Annotated in this window: 19 protein-coding genes; 2 read left to right on the forward strand and 17 right to left on the reverse strand. The window is 71.6% G+C overall.

Going from position 1 to position 21,331, the window contains the following annotated elements:
• The 11 genes from ABZ930_RS28165 to ABZ930_RS28215 form a co-directional block, all read right to left on the reverse strand.
• Complete coding sequence (locus tag ABZ930_RS28165) at positions 1-1,719, reverse strand: ABC transporter substrate-binding protein (RefSeq protein WP_361553446.1); 1,719 nt, start codon at positions 1,717-1,719, stop codon at positions 1-3.
• Positions 1,720-1,870: 151 nt separating this feature from the next.
• The gene (locus ABZ930_RS28170) at positions 1,871-1,966 is read right to left on the reverse strand and encodes an Ms4533A family Cys-rich leader peptide (RefSeq protein WP_361553449.1); all 96 of its coding nucleotides are present in this window, start codon (positions 1,964-1,966) and stop codon (positions 1,871-1,873) included.
• A gap of 267 nt (positions 1,967-2,233) precedes the next feature.
• The gene (locus tag ABZ930_RS28175; RefSeq protein ID WP_361553452.1) at positions 2,234-3,754 is read right to left on the reverse strand and encodes an NCS1 family nucleobase:cation symporter-1; all 1,521 of its coding nucleotides are present in this window, start codon (positions 3,752-3,754) and stop codon (positions 2,234-2,236) included.
• A gap of 126 nt (positions 3,755-3,880) precedes the next feature.
• Entirely contained in the window at positions 3,881-4,903 is a 1,023-nt protein-coding gene (locus ABZ930_RS28180; RefSeq protein ID WP_361553455.1) for a TIGR03842 family LLM class F420-dependent oxidoreductase, read from the reverse strand.
• A 30-nt stretch (positions 4,904-4,933) separates the two neighbouring features.
• Complete coding sequence (gene hydA, locus ABZ930_RS28185) at positions 4,934-6,340, reverse strand: dihydropyrimidinase (RefSeq protein ID WP_361553458.1); 1,407 nt, start codon at positions 6,338-6,340, stop codon at positions 4,934-4,936.
• A 25-nt stretch (positions 6,341-6,365) separates the two neighbouring features.
• Positions 6,366-7,208, reverse strand: coding sequence for a nitrilase-related carbon-nitrogen hydrolase (locus ABZ930_RS28190; protein WP_361553461.1), 843 nt, complete (start codon positions 7,206-7,208; stop codon positions 6,366-6,368).
• 111 nt (positions 7,209-7,319) lie between these two features.
• Positions 7,320-8,885: a PucR family transcriptional regulator ligand-binding domain-containing protein gene (locus tag ABZ930_RS28195; RefSeq protein WP_361553464.1), complete on the reverse strand. Its 1,566-nt coding sequence runs from the start codon at positions 8,883-8,885 to the stop codon at positions 7,320-7,322.
• Between the two features lie 78 nt (positions 8,886-8,963).
• Positions 8,964-10,241, reverse strand: coding sequence for an aspartate aminotransferase family protein (locus tag ABZ930_RS28200; RefSeq protein WP_361553467.1), 1,278 nt, complete (start codon positions 10,239-10,241; stop codon positions 8,964-8,966).
• Between the two features lie 63 nt (positions 10,242-10,304).
• Entirely contained in the window at positions 10,305-11,147 is an 843-nt protein-coding gene (locus tag ABZ930_RS28205; protein ID WP_361553470.1) for a nitrilase-related carbon-nitrogen hydrolase, read from the reverse strand.
• A 170-nt stretch (positions 11,148-11,317) separates the two neighbouring features.
• A complete protein-coding gene (locus tag ABZ930_RS28210) occupies positions 11,318-12,691 on the reverse strand; it encodes a hypothetical protein (protein ID WP_361553473.1) in 1,374 nt (457 codons plus the stop codon).
• Positions 12,692-12,778: 87 nt separating this feature from the next.
• Complete coding sequence (locus ABZ930_RS28215; protein WP_353945633.1) at positions 12,779-13,030, reverse strand: helix-turn-helix transcriptional regulator; 252 nt, start codon at positions 13,028-13,030, stop codon at positions 12,779-12,781.
• An 88-nt stretch (positions 13,031-13,118) separates the two neighbouring features.
• Here ABZ930_RS28215 and map point away from each other — a divergent pair, with 88 nt between their 5' ends.
• On the forward strand, positions 13,119-13,886 hold the full coding sequence (gene map, locus ABZ930_RS28220; RefSeq protein WP_361553476.1) for a type I methionyl aminopeptidase: 768 nt from the start codon (positions 13,119-13,121) through the stop codon (positions 13,884-13,886).
• Between the two features lie 5 nt (positions 13,887-13,891).
• Here map and ABZ930_RS28225 read toward each other — a convergent pair whose 3' ends face one another.
• The 4 genes from ABZ930_RS28225 to ggt form a co-directional block, all read right to left on the reverse strand.
• Positions 13,892-14,851, reverse strand: coding sequence for an FKBP-type peptidyl-prolyl cis-trans isomerase (locus ABZ930_RS28225; RefSeq protein WP_361553479.1), 960 nt, complete (start codon positions 14,849-14,851; stop codon positions 13,892-13,894).
• Positions 14,852-15,040: 189 nt separating this feature from the next.
• Positions 15,041-15,703, reverse strand: coding sequence for a response regulator transcription factor (locus ABZ930_RS28230; protein WP_361553482.1), 663 nt, complete (start codon positions 15,701-15,703; stop codon positions 15,041-15,043).
• Positions 15,700-16,848 (reverse strand): sensor histidine kinase, encoded by a 1,149-nt coding sequence (locus ABZ930_RS28235; RefSeq protein ID WP_361553484.1) that lies wholly within the window; start codon positions 16,846-16,848, stop codon positions 15,700-15,702. Before ABZ930_RS28235 ends, ABZ930_RS28230 begins: the two co-directional genes overlap by 4 nt.
• Before the next feature lie 89 nt (positions 16,849-16,937).
• A complete protein-coding gene (gene ggt, locus ABZ930_RS28240) occupies positions 16,938-18,746 on the reverse strand; it encodes a gamma-glutamyltransferase (RefSeq protein ID WP_361553487.1) in 1,809 nt (602 codons plus the stop codon).
• Positions 18,747-18,849: 103 nt separating this feature from the next.
• On the opposite strand from ggt, the gene ABZ930_RS28245 reads away from it, so the two are divergent.
• Positions 18,850-19,626, forward strand: a complete 777-nt coding sequence (locus ABZ930_RS28245; protein ID WP_361553490.1) for a hypothetical protein — start codon at positions 18,850-18,852, stop codon at positions 19,624-19,626.
• Positions 19,627-19,814: 188 nt separating this feature from the next.
• Here ABZ930_RS28245 and ABZ930_RS28250 read toward each other — a convergent pair whose 3' ends face one another.
• Both ABZ930_RS28250 and ABZ930_RS28255 read right to left on the reverse strand, forming a co-directional pair.
• Positions 19,815-20,684 carry an amino acid ABC transporter permease gene (locus ABZ930_RS28250; RefSeq protein WP_361553493.1) on the reverse strand — a complete coding sequence of 290 codons (870 nt, stop codon included), beginning with the start codon at positions 20,682-20,684 and terminating at the stop codon, positions 19,815-19,817.
• Entirely contained in the window at positions 20,681-21,325 is a 645-nt protein-coding gene (locus tag ABZ930_RS28255; RefSeq protein WP_361553496.1) for an amino acid ABC transporter permease, read from the reverse strand. The genes ABZ930_RS28250 and ABZ930_RS28255 overlap by 4 nt, the downstream gene beginning before the upstream one ends.
• Positions 21,326-21,331 lie beyond the last annotated feature (6 nt).

Consider the following 21,331-nt stretch of genomic DNA (forward strand, 5'->3'; position numbering starts at 1 on the left):
TTACTTGACCGCGACCTGGGAGACGTCGAGCACACCGGTCCAGTCGCTGATGACGACGTTCTTGACGTCCGCGCCGTACAGGCGCTTGTAGACCGGGTGGAACAGCGGCACGGTCAGTGCCTGCTCGCCGACCTTCTTGTCGAGCGCGCCCCACCGCTGGGCGGCGGCCTTCAGGTCGGTCAGCTTGTTGATCTCGTCGATCTCCTTGTTGACCGAGGAGTCGTTCAGCTGGCCGGAGTTGAAGTTGTAGCCGTTCTCGACGATCTGCCGTCCGTCGAAGATCGGCGCGAAGAACGGGCCGCCCGACGGCCAGTCGGCTCCCCAGCCGCTGATGAAGAAGCCGGGCTCGCTCTTCACGTTGTAGATGGTGTCGGAGTACTTGGTGTCCTCGAGCCCCTGCAGCTTGACGGTGATGCCCGCCTTCGCCAGTGCCTCCTGGACCGCGGTGGCGATCTCGGGGCTGGTGGCGAAGTTCTTGGCGTTGTCGTGGGTGAGGGTGACGGTCAGGCCCTTGGGGTAACCGGCCTCCTTGAGCAGCTGCTTGGCCTTGGCCGCGTCGCCGTTCTTCCCGGCCGGGAAGTGGTCGTAGGGCGTGTATCCGAAGGACTTCTGGTTCGGCAGGAAGGTGGTGGCGGGCTCGGCGAGCGACGATCCGCCGGCCGCGTTGACCACGGACGAGCGGTCGACGGCGTAGGAGATGGCCTGGCGCACCTTGGGGTTGTCGAACGGCTTCACCTTCGGGTTGAAGGCGAGGTAGTTGGTGTAGCCGAAGTGGCCGGTGCCGACGCGGGCGGCGAGGTCCTTGTCGCCGCTGACCTTGGCCAGTTCGGCGGGGCCGAGGTTGGTGTCGGTGGTGACGGCGGCGGCGTCGGTGCCGCGCGAGGCGGAGAGCCGCTGGTTGATGACGGCGGAGTCGAGCCCGGAGCGTACGTCGATCTTGTCGGGGTAGGCCTTGCGCTCCTTGTCGGTGGCGGCCGACCAGTGCGGGTTGCGCTCCAGGACGAGCCGCTCGCCGTCGCCCTCGTTCCTGACGACCTTGTACGGGCCCGAGGACAGCGGGTGCTCCTCGTACTTGGTGCCCTTGTCCTTGGCCTCGGGCACCGGGGTCGTCTGGGTCTGCGTGGCGAGGTAGGGGAACTCGCCCTCCGACTTGTTGAGATGGAAGACGATGGTCTTCTTGTCGGGCGTCTCGATCGAGTCGAGGCCCTTCTTGTCCTTGTACGGGCCCTGGTAGTCGGCGCCGCCGATCAGCCAGTCACGCAGATAGGGCGCGCCGCCGGACAGCTCGCCGGCGAACGATCTCTCGATCCCGTACTTGATGTCGGCGCTGGTGATCTCCGTGCCGTCCTCGTACTTCAGTCCGTCCTTGAGGTGGTACGTCCACACGGTGGCGTTCTTGCTGGGCGTGCCGAGGTCGGTGGCCAGGTCGGGCACCACCTCGGCGCCGGCCGCGCCGTCCTCGCGGTTGCGCGTGGTGAGCGTGCGGAAGACGAGGGAGGGGATGTTGCCGCCGCCGGAGGTGTAGAGCCGCGCGGGGTCGAAGTCCTCCTGGGGAGTGCTGTTGAGGACGGTGAGCGTGCCGCCCTTCTCGGGCGCGCCCGCGGCACCGGAGCCGGACGCCTTGCCGTCCTGGGGGCCGCACGCGGCAGCGCCCACCGCCACGGCGGACACGGCCAGAGCCGCTGCGAGGCGGCGCGATATGACGGACGGTTGACGCATGGGAGGTGACCTCTCGGAGTGCTGCAGGCAGGGACGTTGCGTGCAGGCGGCGGCGAGGGCGATCACAGAGGGACGACCGGACAGTGGGACTGCCGGCCGGAATATGGGATGCTGCCGCGCCTGCGAGGGATTTCGCGCGCTCGGGCGGGCGTCAGCAACAGTGGACGTCGGAGACGCAGTGCGGGGTCACACCGATGAGAGCCAGCTCAATGGCGGCTTGCTCGGGGGTGACGGCGCTGCGGGACATGCCGAGGAATATGGCCCAGCGCCGTGAAGGAAGTCAACAAAGATCGGGATGCCGGTCTCGGATATCGGACAGGCCGTGCCGTCGGACGAGCATCCGACGACCGTCGCGCCCGCCGGAAACGTACGGCGCGGGAGGCCGGTACCGGCCTCCCGCGCTTCATCAATTCGCTTGCCGCACAGCGGCTTTGAGCGCTGTCCGCGCACCGTGCGGCGGCGCCTGCCCGACTCCCCCGCGACCGCGCCGGAGCCGTGCGGGCCGTGCCTCAGGTCACACTCGGGCTTCTCGCTGCCGTCCGCCCGCCATCAGCGCGACGTACACGATCAGCGAGGCCCCGAGCCCCACGGCCCACCCGTAGTCGGCCAGTGGCTTCAGGAACGGGATGATGCCGTCGACCGGGAACGGCCCGGCCTTGTCGCCGTTCGCGTCCAGGGTCGAGTAGGAACCGCCGACCGCCAGCACGCCGCCCACCGCGAAGGCGACGACGGCGCGCCAGTTCCAGCCGCCGGAGTACCAGTACCGGCCGCCCTCCACATACAGGTCGTGCAGGTGGAGCACGGTCCTGCGCACGATCCAGTAGTCCGCGATGAGGATGCCCGCGACTGTGCCGAGCAGCCCGCCGACCACCCCGAGCCAGGTGAAGATGTACAGCTCGGGCGTCGAGGTCAGCTTCCACGGCATCACCAGGACGCCCACGATGCCCGTGATGATCGCGCCCGTACGGAAGTTGATGACCTTCGGCGCGAGGTTCGCGAGGTCGTAGGCGGGCGAGACGACGTTCGCGGCGATGTTCACGGAGATCGTGGCGACGAAGACCGTGATGAGCGCGAAGAGGAGACCGAAGACGTTGTCGGTCTTGCCGGCCAGCGCGACCGGGTCCCAGATGGCGACGCCGTACACCTTCTCGGAACCGGCCGTCACCAGGACCGACATCAGTGCGAAGAGGGTCATGGTCGTGGGAAGGCCCAGTGTCTGCCCGAGGACCTGCGCTCTCTGCCCCTTGCCGAAGCGCGTGAAGTCCGGGATGTTCAGCGACAGCGTGGACCAGAACCCGATCATGCCCATCAGGCCGGGGAAGAAGACCTTCCAGAAGTCCGGGCCCCAGCCGACCTTCGACGGCTCGTGCAGCAGCGGCCCGAACCCGCCGGCCTTGTTCGCTATCCAGATCAGCAGCACCAGCGCGCCGACGAGGACGAAGGGCGCCGCCCAGTTCTCGAAGCGGCGCAGGGTGTCCATCCCCCGGTAGATGATGGCCAGTTCGAGGACCCAGAAGACGACGAAGCACAGCCACAGCGTCCACGGGTAGCCGCCGATCTTCCCGGCGTCCGCCCACCCGCCGAACAGCTTCCCCAGGAGCACGAAGATGCCCTGGCCGCCGATCCACGTCTGGATGCCGAACCAGCAGCAGGCCACCGCCGCCCGCACCATGGCCGGCAGGTTCGCGCCCCGCACCCCGAACGACGCCCGGGCGAGGACCGGGAAGGGGATGCCGTACTTGGGTCCCGCGTGCCCGGTCAGCAGCATCGGCAGCAGCACGATGACGTTGGCGAGGGCGATGGTCAGCACCGCCTGCTTCCAGTCCATGCCCAGCGCCACCAGGCCCGAGGCCAGCGTCCAGGACGGGATGCAGTGGGCCATGCCGATCCACAGGGCCACGAAGTTGTACGTCGTCCAGCGGCGCTCGGCGAGCGGCACCGGGCGGAGATCGTCATTGGCGTAGCGGCTGGCGGCCGGGTAGTCGTCGGCGGGGAGTTCCACCGCGGGCTGCGGTGGTGGGGCCGTGTCGGTCATGAGGCAGTCCGTTCTAGGGAGGTGAACGAGAGGTTGCGGCCGTGCGGAAGCCGTGAACTGCCGTGCTGTGTGGGGGCGTTGCGACGCAGAGACACATCGCGCGTGGGGGTAAGGGAACGGGCGCCGTCATGCGGTCAGCGCGGGGATGATGTCCTGCCCGTACGCGTCGATGGACTGCTCCTTCGCGTCGTGCATCGCGTACAGCGCGAACTGGTCGACGCCGAGCTCGCGCAGCGCGCGCAGCTTCTCGATGTGCGCGGACGCCGGGCCGATCAGACAGAACCGGTCGACGATCTCGTCCGGCACGAACTGGGTGTCGGGGTTGCCGGAGCGGCCGTGGTGCGCGTAGTCGTAGCCCTCGCGGGCCTTGATGTACTCCGTCAGCTCGTCCGGCACCATCCCGGAGTGCGCGCCGTACTTGGAGACCAGGTCGGCGACGTGGTTGCCGACCATGCCGCCGAACCAGCGGCACTGCTCGCGGGCATGCGCGAGGGCCTCGGGCGAGTCGTCGTCGGTGACGTAGGCGGGCGCCGCCACGCAGATCTTCACGTCCGACGGGTCGCGGCCCGCGGCGGCCGCCGCGTCCCGCACCGCCTTGACCATCCACTGGGTGAGGAACGGGTCGGCGAGTTGCAGGATGAACCCGTCGGCCTCCTCGCCGGTCATCTTCAGCGCCTTCGGCCCGTACGCGGCCATCCACACCGGCAGTTCGGCGCCGGGGCGCACCCACGGGAACCGCACCACGGCGCCGCCGCCGAGGTCGGCCTCGTCGCCCCGGCCGAGCGCCCGGATGACCTTCATCGCGCCGCTGATCCGCGCGAGGGTGTTGGGGGTGCGGCCCGCGACGCGCATCGCGGAGTCGCCGCGCCCGATGCCGCACACGGTGCGGTTGCCGTACATGTCGTTGAGCGTCGCGAACGTGGAGGCGGTGACCTCCCAGGTGCGGGTGCCGGGGTTGGTCACCATCGGGCCGACGATCAGCCGCTCCGTCTCGGCGAGGATCCGGCTGTAGATGACGAACGGCTCCTGCCAGAGCACGCACGAGTCGAACGTCCACCCGTACGTGAACCCGGCGCCCTCCGCCCGCTTCATCAGCTCCACGACCCCGGAGGCCGGCGGGTCGGTCTGCAGAACGAGTCCGAAGTCCATGATGTGATCCCTCGCTTGCTCAGTTCAGGTTCAGTTCAGGTACTGACAGGTGGAGCGCGGGGTGTACGTGCCGTGCCCGGCGCGGCCCGTGAACTCCCGCTCGGTGATGACGAGTTCGCCGCGCGACAGGACCGTCTCCACGCGGCCGGTCAGACGCTTGCCCTCGTACGCGGAGTAGTCGACGTTCATGTGGTGGGTCTCGGCGCTGACGGTCTGCTCGGCGTGCGGGTCGTAGATGACGATGTCCGCGTCGGCGCCGGGCGCGATCGTGCCCTTCTTCGGGTACAGGCCGAACATCCGGGCCGGGGTCGCGCAGGCGATCTCGATCCAGCGGCGGCGCGAGAGGTGGCCGTCGACGACGGCCTGGTGGAGGAGGTCCATGCGGTTCTCGACGCCCGGCATGCCGTTCGGGATCTTCGAGAAGTCGCCGCGGCCCAGCTCCTTCTGGCCGGTGAAGCAGAACGGGCAGTGGTCGGTGGAGACCACCTGGAGGTCGTTGGTGCGCAGGCCGCGCCAGAGCGCCGCCTGGTGGTCCTTGGGGCGCAGCGGTGTGCTGCACACGTACTTGGCGCCCTCGAAGTCGGGCTCGGCGAGATTTTCGGTGGACAGGAACAAGTACTGCGGGCAGGTCTCGCCGAAGACGTTCAGGCCCTCGTCGCGGGCGCGCTGCAACTCGGCGAGGGCTTCCTGCGCCGATACGTGGACGACGTACAGCGGCGCCCCGGCGACCTGCGCCAGCTTGATCGCGCGGTGGGTCGCCTCGGCCTCCAGGAGGGCCTTGCGCACCTCGCCGTGGAAGCGCGGGTCGGTCTCGCCGCGGGCGAGGGCCTGTTCGACGAGGACGTCGATCGCGATGCCGTTCTCGGCGTGCATCATGATCAGCCCGCCGTTCTCGCCCGCGCGCTGCATGGCGCGCAGGATCTGGCCGTCGTCGCTGTAGAAGACGCCCGGGTAGGCCATGAACTGCTTGAAGGAGGTGACCCCCTCCCCCACCAGCAGGTCCATCTCCTTGAGCGTGTCGTCGTTCACGTCGGAGACGATCATGTGGAAGCCGTAGTCGACGGCGCACTGCCCGTCGGCCTTGGCGTACCAGGCGTCCAGGCCCTCGCGCAGGCTGCGGCCCTTGGACTGGATCGCGAAGTCGACGATGGTGGTGGTGCCGCCCCAGGCGGCGGCCCGCGTCCCCGTCTCGAAGGTGTCCGCGGCGAACGTGCCGCCGAACGGCATCTCCATGTGGGTGTGCGCGTCGACGCCGCCCGGGATGACGTACTTCTGGCTCGCGTCGATCGTGCGCGCGTCCGTCCAGGACGCGGCGGTGTCGCTGCCGCTGGCCGCGAGGGCCGCGACGCGGCCGTCCTCGACGAGGACGTCGGCGTGCATCTCGTCGGCGGCGGTGACGACGAGACCACCGCGGATGACGGTACGGACGGCGCTCATGTTCTCCTCCAGAAGTGCGGCGGTCTTACGGGCGGGTCAGGGGCTCGTACGCCTGCGGGGCACGGTCCCGGTAGAACTGCCAGCGGTCGCGGACCTCGCGCAGCTTGGCGATGTCGAGGTCGCGGACGACGAGTTCGGGCGCCTTGTCGTCGGCGACCTCGCCGACGAACTGGCCCTCGGGGTCGACGAAGTAGGACGTGCCGTAGAAGTCGTTGTCCCCGTACTCCTCGACGCCGACGCGGTTGATGGCGCCGACGAAGTACTCGTTGGCGACGGCCGCCGCCGGCTGCTCCAGCTGCCACAGGTAGCGGGAGAGGCCGCGCGAGGTGGCCGACGGGTTGAAGACGATCTGGGCGCCTTCGAGGCCGAGCGCGCGCCAGCCCTCGGGGAAGTGCCGGTCGTAGCAGATGTAGACGCCGATCTTGCCGACGGCGGTGTCGAAGACGGGCCAGCCGCTGTTGCCCGGGCGGAAGTAGAACTTCTCCCAGAAGCCCTTCACCTGCGGGATGTGCGTCTTGCGGTACTTGCCGAGGTAGCTGCCGTCGGCGTCGATGACCGCGGCGGTGTTGTAGAGGACGCCCGGCTGCTCCTCCTCGTACATGGGCAGGACGAGGACGATGCCGTGCTCGCGGGCCAGCTCCTGGAAGCGGCGCACGATCGGGCCCTCGGGGATGGCCTCGGCGTACGCATAGAACTCGGGGTCCTGCACCTGGCAGAAGTACGGGCCGTAGAACAGTTCCTGGAAGCACAGGACCTGGGCGCCCTGCGCGGCGGCGTCACGAACGGCCTGCTCGTGCACCTTGATCATGGATTCCTTGTCGCCGGTCCATGCGGTCTGGAAGATCGCGGCGCGGATCACGGGGCTCATCAGGGCCTCCAGCGTGGCGGGGTGCTCGGTGTGCCCACGACGATAGGAATCGCGGGCGCCGCCGCCGAGTTGCACCGTGTCACGTCCGCCGCCGCGTGTCGTTCCACCGTGTCACGCCTGCTGCGCGTCGTGCGCGAGGAGCGCGATGTGCACGGACGCGGCCTGTTCGAAGTCGTCGAGATCGATGCCGAGCAGCGTCTCGATGGCTTCGAGCCGGCGGTAGAGGGCGGGGCGGCTCATGTGGTGGAGCTGGGCGGTACGGGACTTGTTGCGGCCGGTGGCGAGATAGGTGCGCAGGACCGGCAGCAGGGCGTCGCCGTCGTCCGCGTACAGCAGACCGTCCAGCTCGCGTTCGGCGAACGACTGGACGCGCGGGTCGTCGCGGAGCAGCCGCATCAGGCCGCGCAGCCGTACGTCGCCGAGGCGGACGACGGCGGGCAGTCCGGACGACGGTGCCGCCCCGGCGACGGCGTCGGCGACGTGCAGGGCCTCCTGGAGCGCCGCCGGCACCTCGTCCCAGGTGGTGCGGTCGGGCCCGGCGCAGATCACGGCGGGCTCGCCGGTCTCGGCGTGCAGCCGGGCCGCGAAGTGCGCGGTGAGGGGCGCCGCGGCCTGGTCGCGGGCGAGGCTGAGCAGCACGGCGGTGGCGCCGTCGGCGAGCTCGGCCACCAGCGCGGGCAGGCCCAGGAGCCGCACCACGCGGTCGAGTTGGGGCGCCGTACGGTCGCGGACGACGAGGGGGACGAAGGTGCGGCGGTTCACGGGGAGGCCCGCCGCCCGTGCGCGGGGCAGGAAGTGGCGGGCCGGGGCGGTGCCCGAGATCAGGTCGGCCAGCAGGCACCGCGCGGACTGCTCCTCCCAGGTCGCGGAGCCCGCGCCGGAGAGCATGCGGTGCAGGACCAGGGCCTCGGCGGCGCGGTCGGCGAGGAGGCGGCCGGTGGCGCCGTCGCCCCGGTAGCCGCACAGGACGACCGAGCCCCAGCGTTCGCCGCGCCCGCCGAGGTCGGCGCGGAGCCAGCCCTCGCCGTCGACTTCGCCCGGCCGGCGGGCGATCCGCTCCCAGTCGCGCAGCACGTCGTCGACGGCGGGGCGCTCACCGGCGGTGGCCAGCACGCGGTGGGCGAGGTTGGTGACGAGCACCGGGCAGGCGCTGTGCGCGGCGACCTCGTCGAGCAGGGCCTGGAGCGGGGCGCCCGCCGTGATCAGGCCGGTGAGGGCGGTGCGGATGCCCTCGGAGAGGCTGACGGCGGCGAACTTGCGCCGCACCAGCCGGGACTGGACCTCCTCCGTGAGTTCGGCGAAGGGGAACGGGCGGTGCAGGACGACCATGGGCAGGCCGTAGCGCTCGGCGGCGCGCCGCATGTCCTCCGGCGGGGCGGGGAAGGCCCGGCCGAGCCCGAGGACCAGGGCCGAGGCCTCCGCGCGGTGCAGGGACTTGATGTACTCGGTCTGCGTGTGGGCGTCGCCGGTGAGGAGCACGCCGGTGGTGAGGATCATCTCGCCGCCGGTGAGCATGACGCCGACGTCCGCGGCCTCCGCCACGTGGACCCAGCGGACGGGGCGGTCGAGGTGGTTCGCCGCCGCGACCACCTCCGGTTCGCCGGCTGCGATGCGTTCCAGGGCGAGTATCTGGCGTACGGACAGGGCGTGTTCGGTGCCGGGTGCGGTGGTCGGCATCGGGCCTCCTCGCCGTGGGGCTTCTCTTGTCGGCCGGGTGCGGGTTCGTCGTGGCTGGTCGCGCAGTTCCCCGCGCCCCTAGGGGGCTTCTCGCAACGCCCGTTCCAAGATGGCGGCGCCCTCTTCCGCCTCCGCCACCGTCAAGGACAGCGGCGGCGCGATGCGCAGGACGCTGGTGTCGTGGCCGCCGCCCTTGCCGATGAGGAGGCCGGCCTCGCGGCAGGACTCCAGGACCGACGCGGCGACCGCGCGGGTCGGGTCGTCGAGCTCGACGCCGATCATCAGGCCCCGGCCGCGCACGTCCCGTACGGCGGGGACCTGTGCCGCGATGGCTCGGAGCCGTTCGATGAGGAGGCCGCCGACGCGGCGGGCGTTGCCCTGGAGGTCGTGTTCCAGGAGGTACGAGAGGTTGGCGAGGCCGGCCGCCATGGTGACCGGGGAGCCGCCGAAGGTGGAGATGGAGTTGGCGTCGAGGCAGTTCATGACGTCGGCGCGGGCGACGACCCCGCCGATCGACATGCCGTTGCCGATGCCCTTGGCGAAGGTGAGGAGGTCGGGCGGGCCGGCCTGGCCGTGCGCCTGCCACCCCCAGAAGTGGTCGCCGGTGCGGCCCCAGCCGGTCTGCACCTCGTCGGAGATCCACAGGATGCCATGCTCCCGCAGGACCTCGCGGAAGCGGGCGTACAGGCCGTCGGGCGGGGAGGTGAACCCGCCGACGCCCTGGATCGGCTCGGCGATCAGCGCCGCCACGTCGCCGCGGGTCTGGCCGAGCATGTCGCGCAGGTCGGCGACGCAGGCGTCGGTGAACTCGGCGTCGGACAGCGCCGCGTACGGGCCGCGGCCGCGGACGCCTCCGTGGACGTAGAGGGTCTGCAGCGGGGACAGGCTCGTCGGCGACCAGCCCTTGTTGCCGGTGATGCCGATCGCCGAGAAGGAGCGGCCGTGGTAGCTGTTGCGCATCGCCAGGATCTGGTTCGAGCGGCGGTACGCGGTGGCGAGCATCAGCGCCGTGTCGTTGGCCTCCGTGCCCGACGTGGTGAAGAAGACGCGGGCGTCCGGGATGCCGGACAACTGGGCCACGCGCTCGGCGAGTTCGACCATCGGCCGGTCGAGGTAGAGGGTCGAGGAGTGGATGATGCGGGACGCCTGCTCGGCGACCGCCTTCGTCACCTCGGGCAGCGCGTGCGCGGTCATCGTGGTGAGGATGCCGCCGAAGAAGTCGAGGTACTTGCGGCCCTCGGCGTCCCAGACGTGGCGGCCCTCGCCGTGCGTCAGCTCGATCGGCTCGGCGTAGTAGAGGGCCAGCCAGTCCGGCAGGACGGCGCGGTGGCGGGCGTGCAGGGCGGAGGTGTTCACGGGTGCGGCGTCCCTTCGTCGATCACGGCTCGGTCGGGTGCGCGGTTCGTCGGGGTGCTCGGCTCACGGCTGGACGAGACCGTCGTAGGCGTCCGGGCGGCGGTCGCGGTAGAACGCCCACTGCTGCCGTACCTCGTCGATGAGGCCGAGGTCCAGATCCCGGACGAGAAGTTCCTCGGTCTTGTCGCTCGCGGCGTCGCCGACGAGCCGTCCGCGCGGGTCGACGAAGTAGGAGGTGCCGTAGAAGTCGTTGTCGCCGTACTCCTCGACGCCGACGCGGTTGATGGCGGCGACGAAGTACTCGTTGGCGACGGCCGCGGCGGGCTGTTCGAGCTGCCACAGGTAGGCGGAGAGTCCGCGGGAGGTGGCCGAGGGGTTGTAGACCAGCTGGGCGCCGTTCAGGCCCAACTGCCGCCAGCCCTCCGGGAAGTGACGGTCGTAGCAGATGTAGACGCCGACCCGGCCGACGGCGGTGTCGAAGACCGGCCAGCCCAGGTTGCCCGGCTTGAAGTAGTACTTCTCCCAGAACCCCTTGACCTGCGGGATGTGGTGCTTGCGGTACTTGCCGAGGTAGCTGCCGTCGGCGTCGATCACGGCGGCGGTGTTGAAGTAGAAGCCGGACTGCTCGACCTCGAAGACGGGGACCACGACGACCATGCAGGTCTCGCGGGCGAGGGCGCACATCCGGGCCACGGTCGGGCCGTCGGGGACGGGCTCGGCCCAGCGGTAGTGCTCCGCCTCCTGGACCTGGCAGAAGTAGGGGGCGTTGAAGACTTCCTGGAAGCCGATGATCTTCGCGCCCTGCCGGGCCGCCTCGCGGGCGTGCTCCTCATGCTTGGCGATCATGGATTCGGTGTCGCCCGTCCAGGTGGCCTGGACGAGTGCGGCGCGTACGACGGGGGCCATGAGCCGCTCCTTTGCCTGATCCTCTACGCCCGTAGACCGGGCCGTAGAGGGACGAACGTAAGCCCACCCGGAAGGCTTGCCAAGACCATCGTCGTTAACCCGCTGGATCGATCTCGTTTCTCAGCCGGGCGGGTCAGCGGTCCGCGATCGCGTGGGGGGTGGCGTCCGGCTCAGGCGGGGTGCCCCGCCAGGCGCAGCGCGTGCAGCACGTCGCGGTGGCGGTCGCCGGTGACGGCGCGGGCCGCGTCGAGCACCAGCGGGACGAGGCGCCCCGGGTCGCACAGCGCGCTGCGGGCGGCCTCCTCGGGGGTGCGGGTCCGCACATAGGCGTCGAGGAGGATGCGGGCCTCGCGGTGCCGGCCGTCGGCGTCGAGATCGGCGACGGCCGTCCCGATCGCCTCGGGCGGGCGCCCCACGCCCTGCCGCAGCACCTGGCGCCCGTCGGCACCGCGCCCCGCCGCGGCGAGCGCGTCCGCGGCGTCGACCAGCCGGGCCGGAGGCAGCGAGGCGGCCTCCCACAGCAGCGTGGCCCAGTCGGCGTCGAGCCCGGCCCGGTGCAGCTCCGCGGCGAACAGCGGGAGGCGGGCCGCGGGCCAGTGCGCCGCCTCCACGAGGAGGATGTGCGCCTCACCGCTGCGCGCGGCGGCCCGCAGCCCGAGCAGGGTGTCGACGGTGGCGGCGACGGCCGCGACGTCTTCGTGGGCCGCGTCGTCGAGGGCCCGCGGGGCGGGCGCCGCGTCGTCCTGCGCCCCGGCGAAGCGGGCGCCGGTGGCGGTCGCGGGGGCCGCGAGGGGCGGCGCTTCCGGGGCAGGTCGCTCCTCCGCCTCCACGTCGAGGCCGGCGAAGCGGGCGCTGCCGCGTGGGCGGCGCTTCTTGGACTTGGCCGGCTTGGCGGGCTTGGCGGGCTTCCCGGAACGGGAGGGTGCGGTGGGCTCGGCATCGCCCTCGGGCCCGGCGTCGGGCGCGGCCTCGTCGTCGGGTGCGGTCGGCCGGGGCGGAGCCGGGTGCGGCCCCGACACCGCCTGGACGCTCCCCAACTCCGCGATCCTGTGGCGGAGTTCGGCGATGCGCGCCGTCGCCCGGTCATGGTCGTCCCGCGCCCAGGCGAGGTCCCTGCGCGCCGACTCGGCCTGCTCGTGGGTGGCGGCGGAGTCGAGGAGGTGACCCAGATCGCGGCGGCGCTCGGTGGCGTGGCGCTGCTCGCGGGCCATGGCGTCGAGGTGGGCGAGCAGCGCGTCCCGGCCGCCCGGGGCCGCGTCATGGGCGCGGACGGCCGCCCGGTGCAGGGCGCGGGCGTCGGCCGTCTCGCGCTCGGCGCGGTCGGGGCCGTACTGCGCGGCGACGTCCTGGAGCAGCGCCTCGACCACGTCCCAGGGCGGCACCTCGACCCCGCCGAGGCAGGCGCGCAGCCCCTCGGGGTCACGCTGCCAGAAGACGCCGAGCCAGCCGGCCCCCTGGTCGATCCGGGTCACGAGTGCGCGCAGGTAGGCCGCGAACTCCCTGCAGGGCAAAGCCAGTTGCCCCGCGTCCGTCGTTTCCGTCACGTGCGCCCCGCCGATCGTCGCGCCCCCTGGAGCCTGTCGCTCCGGAAGGAAACACCCGGCGTGTTACGGGGCCGCTACGCGGACTTTTCAGGCGAGCACCAGCGCGCAGCGCACCACCAGCTCGTCCATCGACAGGCCCAGCTCGCGGGCGACGGCGGCGATGGTGAAGAACGCCGGGGTCGGGGCGCGCCCGGTCTCGATCTTGCGCAGGGTCTCGACGGAGACGCCCGCACCCGCGGCGACCTCCGTCATGCTGCGCTCGCGCCGCGCCTCGCGCAGCAGCCGGCCGAGCCGCTCGCCGCGCTCGCGCTCTTCGGGGGTCAGGGGAGTTCGGACCATGGCGGGAGTCTACCCGAGATCCGATTCCTATACCGGATTTCTGTACCGGATTTTTGTACCGGATAGAAATACCGGTATAGTTATTGGCATGGTGGAACTGAAGACAGACACTCAGATGGACGCGATGCGTGAGGCGGGCCGCGTCGTGGCCCAGGCCCTGACGGCCGTGCGGGACCACGCCGCCGTGGGCGTAAGCCTGCTGGAGCTGGACGGGGTGGCGCGCGAGGTGCTGGACAGAGCCGGGGCGGGCTCGCCCTTCCTGCACTACCGGCCCTCGTTCGCGAGCACCCCGTTCCCGGCGGTGATCTGCGCGTCCGTGAACGACGCGATCGTGCACGGCATCCCGACCGCCGACCGGCTGCGCGACGGCGACCTGGTCTCGATCGACTGCGGCGCCCTGCTCGACGGCTGGGCGGGCGACTCCGCCATCAGCTTCACCGTGGGCCGGGCGCGCCCGGAGGACGTGACGCTGATCGAGACCGCCGAGCGGGCCCTGGCCGCGGGCATCGCGGCGGCCGTCGTGGGCAACCGCATCGGAGACATCGCGCACGCCGTCGGCCGGCTCTGCCGCACCGCCGGGTACGGCGTCCCGCAGGACTTCGGCGGGCACGGCATCGGCCGCCGGATGCACGAGGACCCGGGCGTGCCGAACGAGGGACGGCCGGGCCGCGGCATGCGGCTGCGCCACGGCATGGTCCTCGCGATCGAGCCGATGCTGATCGGCGGCGGCGAGGACGACTACCACGAGGCGCCGGACGGCTGGACCCTGCGCACGAACGACGGCTCGCGCGCCGCCCACGCCGAGCACACCGTGGCGATCACCGATGCGGGGCCGCGCATCCTGACAGCGCTTTAGGCGGCTCAGCGGTCCTGCCGGTCGAGGACGTCCACCGTGTAGAGGACGGCCGCGTGCGCGGGCTGGGCGAGGCCGCCCGGGGTCGCGGTGAAGCCGGGCGAGTAGTCGGCCGGCACGGCGATCTGGAGGCGGCTGCCCACACGGACGCCCTTCAGCGCCTCGTACATCCCGGGCAGCGCCGCCCGCCGGCCGACGACCATGCCGCTGGGACCGCTCACCCCGTACGTGCAGCGGAACGGCCGCGCCTTGCCCCACTGCCAGCCGAAGTAGTTCACGACGGCGACATCGCCGTCCTGGACCACCGGCCCCCTGCCCTCGGAGACGGTGCGGACGTGCAGCCTGCGGGGTCTGCCCGCGCCCCAGTCGACGACCCGGGGCGGGGCGCCGTCGGGGAGGTCGACGACCGGCAGCCCCTCGCCCGCCGCCCCGGCGCCCGGCGTGCCGCCGTCGGTGACGGGCACCCGCTGGTCGAGGTCGTAGCCGCCGATCAGATCGAACACGGCGATCGTGTGGCCGGCCGCCGCGACCCCCTCGCCGCCCTCCGCCCGCTCCTGTGGGCCGAGGGCGCTCGCGGCGGGCGTCACCACGAGCACGCGGCTGCCTCCCCTGCGGCCGACGAGGGCCTGCTCCCAGGAGCGCGCGGCACGGCCGCCGTCGAAGCGGACCGTACGCGGCTGGGTCAGGCCCCAGGACGACACGAGCCCCTTCCCGCCCTCCCAGCTCCGCATCTCCACGTCGGTGACGGCGACCTGCCCCTTCTTCACCTCGGGCCCCGTACCGTCGCGCAGCACCGTCGTCCGGGCCCCCTCGGGCGCGGGCTGGTCCGGGACGGTGATGGTGGGCCGGGTGCCGAGGGCGCCCGTGACCCGGGGCACGTTCTCCGGTTCCTGAGCGGCGCAGGCGACTGCCGCGAGGGCGGTCAGGGCGAGGGCGGCGCCGGTGCGCACGGCCGTCTTCGGGGGCACGGGGGACCTCCTGTGGGTGGGGTTGCCGCTCTGGAGCGTCCCCGTGCCGGGAGCCCCGACGGCGCACCCCTGGCCCGACACACCGGTTGCCGTACGCCCCACGGGTGTACGGCGACCGGCCGGGAGCCTCCGCCGCGCCCACGGGGGCGATCCGGACCGCGGCGAACAGCCCCGACCGTTCGCACACCCTCACCCGGACGGCGCCACCAGGCCCAACTCATAGGCGATGATGACCAGTTGTACGCGGTCGCGGGCGTCCAGCTTGGTGAACAGGCGGGCCACGTGCGACTTGGTCGTGGCCACGCTGATGACGAGCTCGTCGGCGATCTCCTGGTTCGACCGGCCGAGCCCGACCAGGGTGAGCACCTCGCGCTCGCGCTGCGTGATCCCCTGGACCGGGCGCGCCGAGCGTGCGGCGACGGGCCCCGGCCGCCCCACGAAGTCCGCGATGAGCCGCCGGGTCACCCCGGGGGCGATGAGCGCGTCCCCGGCGGCCACGACACGCACCGCCGCGAGAATGTCCTCCAGCTGCATGTCCTTGAGGGCGAAGCCCCCTGCGCCGGCCCGCAAAGCCCCGTACACGTAGTCGTCCTCGTCGAAGGTGGTCAGGACGAGCACCCTGCTGCCGCTGTCGCCCGCCATGATCCGCCGGGTCGCCTCGATGCCGTCCATGCCGGGCATCCGCAGGTCCATGACGACCACGTCGGGCCGCAGCGACGCGGCCAGTTCGACGGCCCGCGCGCCGTCGCCCGCCTCGCCGGCCACCTCCAGGTCGTCGGTCTCGCCGATCAGGACGCGCAGCCCGGATCGGACCAGCGGCTGGTCGTCGACGAGGAGGACGCGGACGGTCATCGGCCCGCCTCCGGCAGCGGTATGCGCGCCGTCACCCGGAACCCGCCCTCCGGCCCCGGCCCGGCGTCGAACTCGCCGTGCAGCAGACTCACCCGCTCGCGCATTCCCGTGATCCCCATGCCGGGGACGGTAGCCGAGCCGCCGGTGCCCGCGTCGGTGATCTCCAGGACGAGTGCGTCGTCGCCGCGGCGGACGGCGACCCGGCAGGTGTCGACGCCCGCGTGCTTGACGACGTTGGTGAGGGATTCCTGGACGATGCGGTAGGCCGCGAGCTCGATGTCGGGCGGCAGCGCCCCCTCGGGTCCGGTGCGGACGAGGTCGACGCGGACCCCGGCGTCCCGGCCCGTGGCCCCGGCGAGCGCGTCGAGGTCGCCGAGACCGGCGGCCGGGGCGAGCGGCGCCTCGCCGGCCGGGTCGGTCCCGCGCAGCGCGACGAGGGTGCGGCGCAGGCCCGCGAGGGTCTCCCGGCTGGTGTCCTCGATCGCCGACAGGGCCTCCCGTGCCTCGCGGGGGCGGGTCTCGACGACCCGGGCCGCGACGCCCGACTGGATCGCGATGACGCCGATGCTGTGGGAGACCATGTCGTGCAACTCCCGCGCTATGCGCAGCCGTTCGGCGTTCACGGCTTCGACCACGGCCCGCGTGCGCAGCGCCTCGGCGTGCGTCCGGCGCTCGCGGCCGAGCAGCCCGACCATGCCGGCCACGAGGAGGGCGAGCAGGGCGACGACCCCGCCGCCGACCATGTTCTCGGGCCGCACCAGAGCGGCGATCCCGGCGGCCTGGGCGACGAAGGAGAGAGCGACTCCGGTGCCCCACTGCCACCCCGGCCGGGTGACGATCAGATGGCCCAACGCCACGTCGGCCGCCCCGAACGCCAGCAGGGTCACTCCCCGCGCGCCGTCCGAGTGCCCGCCGCTCGGCTGTGCGAACGCGGCGACCAGCGTCCCGAGGAGGATCAGCGACAGTCCCGGCAGCGGCATCCGGCGCACCACCCCCGCCAGGAGCACCGCCGACAGGGCCACGCCGAGGGCGCACACCGCGGGCGCGACGTCCGACGAGCCGAACAGGGTGAGGCCGAGGGCCACCGGGTAGAGGACGAGACCGCCCCAGGCGACGGCGGTACGGAACAGGGAGGATGCGTTCACACAGGTGAGCGTACGAAGCCGGGCTGGCGTGGGCATCGGCCCACGGGATGCATCCCGTGGGCCGATGCCCTCCGCGTTCTAGGGACGGGTCACTTGCCGGGGGTGACCACCATCGCCGAGCCCCCGCCACGCCGGATCTTCTCGGCGGCCGCGAGCCACTTGCCGCCCGGCAGCCGCTGCACTCCGGTGGCGGCCCCGATCTCCGGGTTCTGCTTGAAGGAGTGCCCGATGGCCTCCAGCTTCGCCCGCAGATCACTGTCGTACAGGCCGGGTTCGAGCTCGGTCTGCGCGGCGTTGCGCTGGCTGGCGCGCGGCGCCGCGATGGCGTCGACGAGCGGCAGCCCGCGGTCGAGGAACCCGGTGAGCGTCTGGAGCACGGTGGTGATGATGGTGGCGCCACCGGGTGAACCGACGGCGACGACCGGCTGGTTGTGCCGGTCGAGCACGATCGTCGGGGAGATCGACGAGCGCGGCCGCTTGCCGGGGCCCGGCAGGTTCGGGTCGTGCACGTCGGGACTGGCCGGCGCGAAGGAGAAGTCGGTCAGCTCGTTGTTGAGCAGGAAGCCGCGGCCCGGCACGGTGATGCCGCTGCCGCCGGTCTGCTCGATGGTGAGGGTGTAGGAGACGACGTTGCCCCACTTGTCGGCGGTGGTGAGGTGCGTGGTGTTCTCGCCCTCGTACGTCGTCGGCGCCGCCTTGTCACCGGCCTTGCCGCACTTCCCGGGGTGCCGGGGGTCGCCGGGCGTCACCGGGCTGGTGAGCACCGCGTCGTCCTTGATGAGGCAGGCCCGCGAGTCGGCGTACTTCTGCGACAGGAGTTGGCGGGTGGGGACGTCCTCGAAGGCCGGGTCACCGACCCAGCGGCCGCGGTCGGCGAACGCGATCCGGCTGGCCTCGATGTAGTGGTGCAGGTACTGGACGGCGGACGCCTTCGAAAGATCCGTCCTCTCCAGCATGTTGAGGGCTTCGCCGACGGTGGTGCCGCCGGACGACGACGGCGCGATCGAGTAGACGCCGAGCCCCCGGTACGAGGTCTTGGACGGGGCCTGGAACTTCGCACGGTACGCCTTGAGGTCCTTCGTGGACAGCTTGCCGGGTCGGGCCACATAGTCCGAACCCGGTTCCACCGGAGGCTTGTTGACGGTCTTGACGATGTCTTCGCCGATGCCGCCGCGGTAGACGGCACCCATGCCCTCGCGGCCCAACTGCGCGTAGGTGCGGGCCAGGTCGGGGTTCTTGAGGGTGGAGCCGACGACCGGGAGCTGCCCACCCGGCAGGAACAGCTCCGCCGTGTCGGGGAATTGGCGGAACCGAGCCTCGTTGGACGCGGTCTGCGTACGGAAGGTGTCGTCGACGGTGAAGCCGTCGCGGGCCAGCTTCTCGGCGGGCTTCAGGACCGCGCCGAGCCGCTTGCTGCCCCAGGCGTCGAGCGCCGACTGCCAGGTGGCCGGGGTGCCGGGCGTGCCCACGCTCAGCCCGCTGGTCACGGCGTCGGCGAAGGCGAGCGGTTTGCCGTTCTCCAGGAAGAGGTCGGAGCCCGCGGTCAGCGGCGCGGTCTCCCGGCCGTCGATCGTGCGGACCGAGCGGGACTTGGCGTCGTAGTAGACGAAGTAGCCGCCACCGCCCACACCCGACGAATAGGGCTCCGTGACGCCGAGGGCGGCGGCGGTGGCGACGGCGGCGTCCACCGCGTTGCCCCCGTGGCGCAGGACCTCGATGCCCGCGGCCGAGGCGTCCGCGTCGACGCTCGCGACGGCGCCGCCGTAGCCGACGGCCACCGGCTCCTTCTGCGGCGTGGCGTGCGTGGCTCCGGAAGACGGAGGTGCCGCCGCCCCGACGGCCACCATGCTCGCCGCAACCGCGCACAACGACAGATTCCGCCCAGCTGAACGCCTCATCAGTACCTCCGGTCAACAGCGGTTCGCGCAGCGTAACTTGACTTCCGCTACCCGTCAGGACCCCCTCGAACACCGGTGCGTCGGTTGGCTAGAGTGCGCCCCCATGACTGACGACGTGCGCACCATCGTCCTCGGCCTGATCGCGGCGGGCATCTGTGTCGCGCTGGGCTGGGTCGCCCGTACCCAACTGTGGCGGCGCAGGCTCCGCCGCAAGCAGGCCTTCTTCGGACTGCCCGCCAACTCCGAGTCCCTGCTGGTGGTGAACCGCGAGGCGGGCGGGCCCGAACTGACGGTGAAGCGGCACGACGTCTTCGCCCTCCTCGAACTCTCCGCCGTCATCAAGGACTGCGGCGCCCACGCCCAGATCGTCGCCCACGACACGGCCCAGCAGGGCTTCGGCGAGCGCACGGAGTTCTGTGTCGGCGGACCCGGCTCGAACCGGCGGATGGCGGCGCACATGGTGAGCCTGCTGCCGGGGATCCGGGTGAACACCGACCCCGAGCCGGGCCCGGACCGCGGCGCCTTCCAGATCGGCTCCGAGCGGTACCGGCTGGAGCCCGGGAGAGCGGAGTACGTGATCCTGGCCCGCCTCACCGCCGGAGAGGCGGGGGACGCCGGTCAGGCCAGACCGGTCTTCCTCGTCTGCGGGCAACTGCCCATCACCCATCAGGCCGCGACCCGCTATCTGGCCCGGCACCACGAGCGGCTGGCGCGCAAGCACGGCGGCGGCTCCTTGGTGCTGCTGCTGAAGGTCGTGAACTCGGGGGCCTACGGCCCGGACGTCGTCGAGCTGGTGGCGGATGTCACGAAGACGGCGCAGACTCCGCTGCCCGCATCGGCGACGACGCCGCCGCGCAGCACCCACCGCGCGGGGAAATAGTCGGCGAACAGGGGCCCGAGGCCCGAAGTACCAAGGGGAGCGGTGCCCCTGTCGCGTACGAATGCGACAGGGGCCCGCTCGGCCTCGGCAAGCAGGCCCGCTTCCGTCCGGCAGCAAGCTGACCTTCTCCCCGTACGTGCGGGGAGTGATCTCCGACTGCCGCTGGGCGGAAACCGCCGATGCTCTGGCTACTGCGCTCCCGGCAGCAGCGTCCCTGGTTCGGCCGGCGCGACATCGGCGGCCTCGGTCTTGGGACTGCGCCGCTGCCGCCTGGCCACCCACTGGGCGAACCATGACAGCAACATGCACATCCCGATGTAGATCGGAGAGATCACCATCACCACAGGGATGAAGGGCAAATCGTAGTCGAGGTTCGACGCGATCAGCTTCCCGGCGTGGAGGAACTCCTCGTAGGTGATCAGATAGCCGAGCGAGGTGTCCTTCAGGGCCACCACCAGCTGGCTGATGATGGCGGGCAGCATGGCCCGTACGGCCTGCGGTACGAGCACGTGGGCCATGACCTGTGTCTTGCGCATGCCGAGGGCGTACGCGGCCTCGTGCTGGCCGCGCTCCACGGAGTTGATGCCGGAGCGGAAGACCTCGGCGAGGACGGAGCCGTTGTAGAGGGTCAGGCCGGCGACCAGGGCGGGCAGCGGCTCGACCTTGAGGGCCACGTAGATGAAGAAGATCATCACGAGGACCGGCATGGCGCGGAAGAACTCGACGAACAGCGTGGCCAGCCAGCGCACCGGCTTGTGGTCGGACAGCCGTCCGACGGCGAGCACGGTGCCGAGCGCGAGGGAGAGCACGGCCGAGACGGCGAACGCCTTCAGCGTGTTCCCGAGGCCGCGCAGCAGCAGCTCCTGGATGCCCTTGTACTCGAAGGGGGTCCACTTGGTGGCCGTGAACTGGTCGGTGTCGAAGAGCAGGTACAGCAGCCAGGCGACGAGTCCGAGCACGATGAGGGTGGAGATGAGCCCGTACAGCTTGTGGCGGCGCTCGGTCTTCGGCCCGGGGATGTCGTAGAGGGCGGTGGCGGAGTGGTCGAGTGCTTTCATCGGGCGACTCCCCAGCGCTTTTCCAGGACGTTGAAGAGCGCGCTGATGGCGAGGGTGATGATGAGGTAGCCGAGCGCGATCCAGACGAACGTCCAGATGATGTTGTAGCCGAGTTCGCTGAGCGTCTTGTACGTGCCGAGCAGCTCGACGACGCTGAACGCGCCGGCGATGGCCGAGTTCTTGGCGAGCGCGATCAGGGTGGAGCCGACCGGCGGGATCACCGACCGGAAGGCCTGCGGCAGGATCACGGTGGTCAGCGTCTGGCCGAAGCTCATGCCGAGGCTGCGGGCCGCCTCGCCCTGCCCCCGGGGCACGGTGTTGATGCCGGAGCGCAGCGCCTCGCAGATGAACGCGGAGGTGTAGCAGCCCAGCGCGAGCACGGCGAACAGCTGGAAGGGCAGGACCAGGCCGAAGCGCGGCAGGCCGAGCAGCACCGCGAAGAACAGCAGGGTCAGCGGGGTGTTGCGCAGGACGGTGACCCAGGCGGTGCCGAAGGCGCGGAAGGAGCCGACGGGCGCGACCCGGAACGACGCCATGAGGAAGCCGAGCACCAGCGCGAGGACCGAGGCGTAGACGGTCAGCTCGACGGTGCCGAGGAAGCCCTTCCAGTACGTCGAGAAGTTGTCGGTCAGGACATTCATGGGACG

Origin of the sequence: Streptomyces sp. NPDC046716 (assembly GCF_040645755.1) — a bacterium.
In the GTDB taxonomy this organism is placed as follows: Bacteria; Actinomycetota; Actinomycetes; order Streptomycetales; family Streptomycetaceae; genus Streptomyces.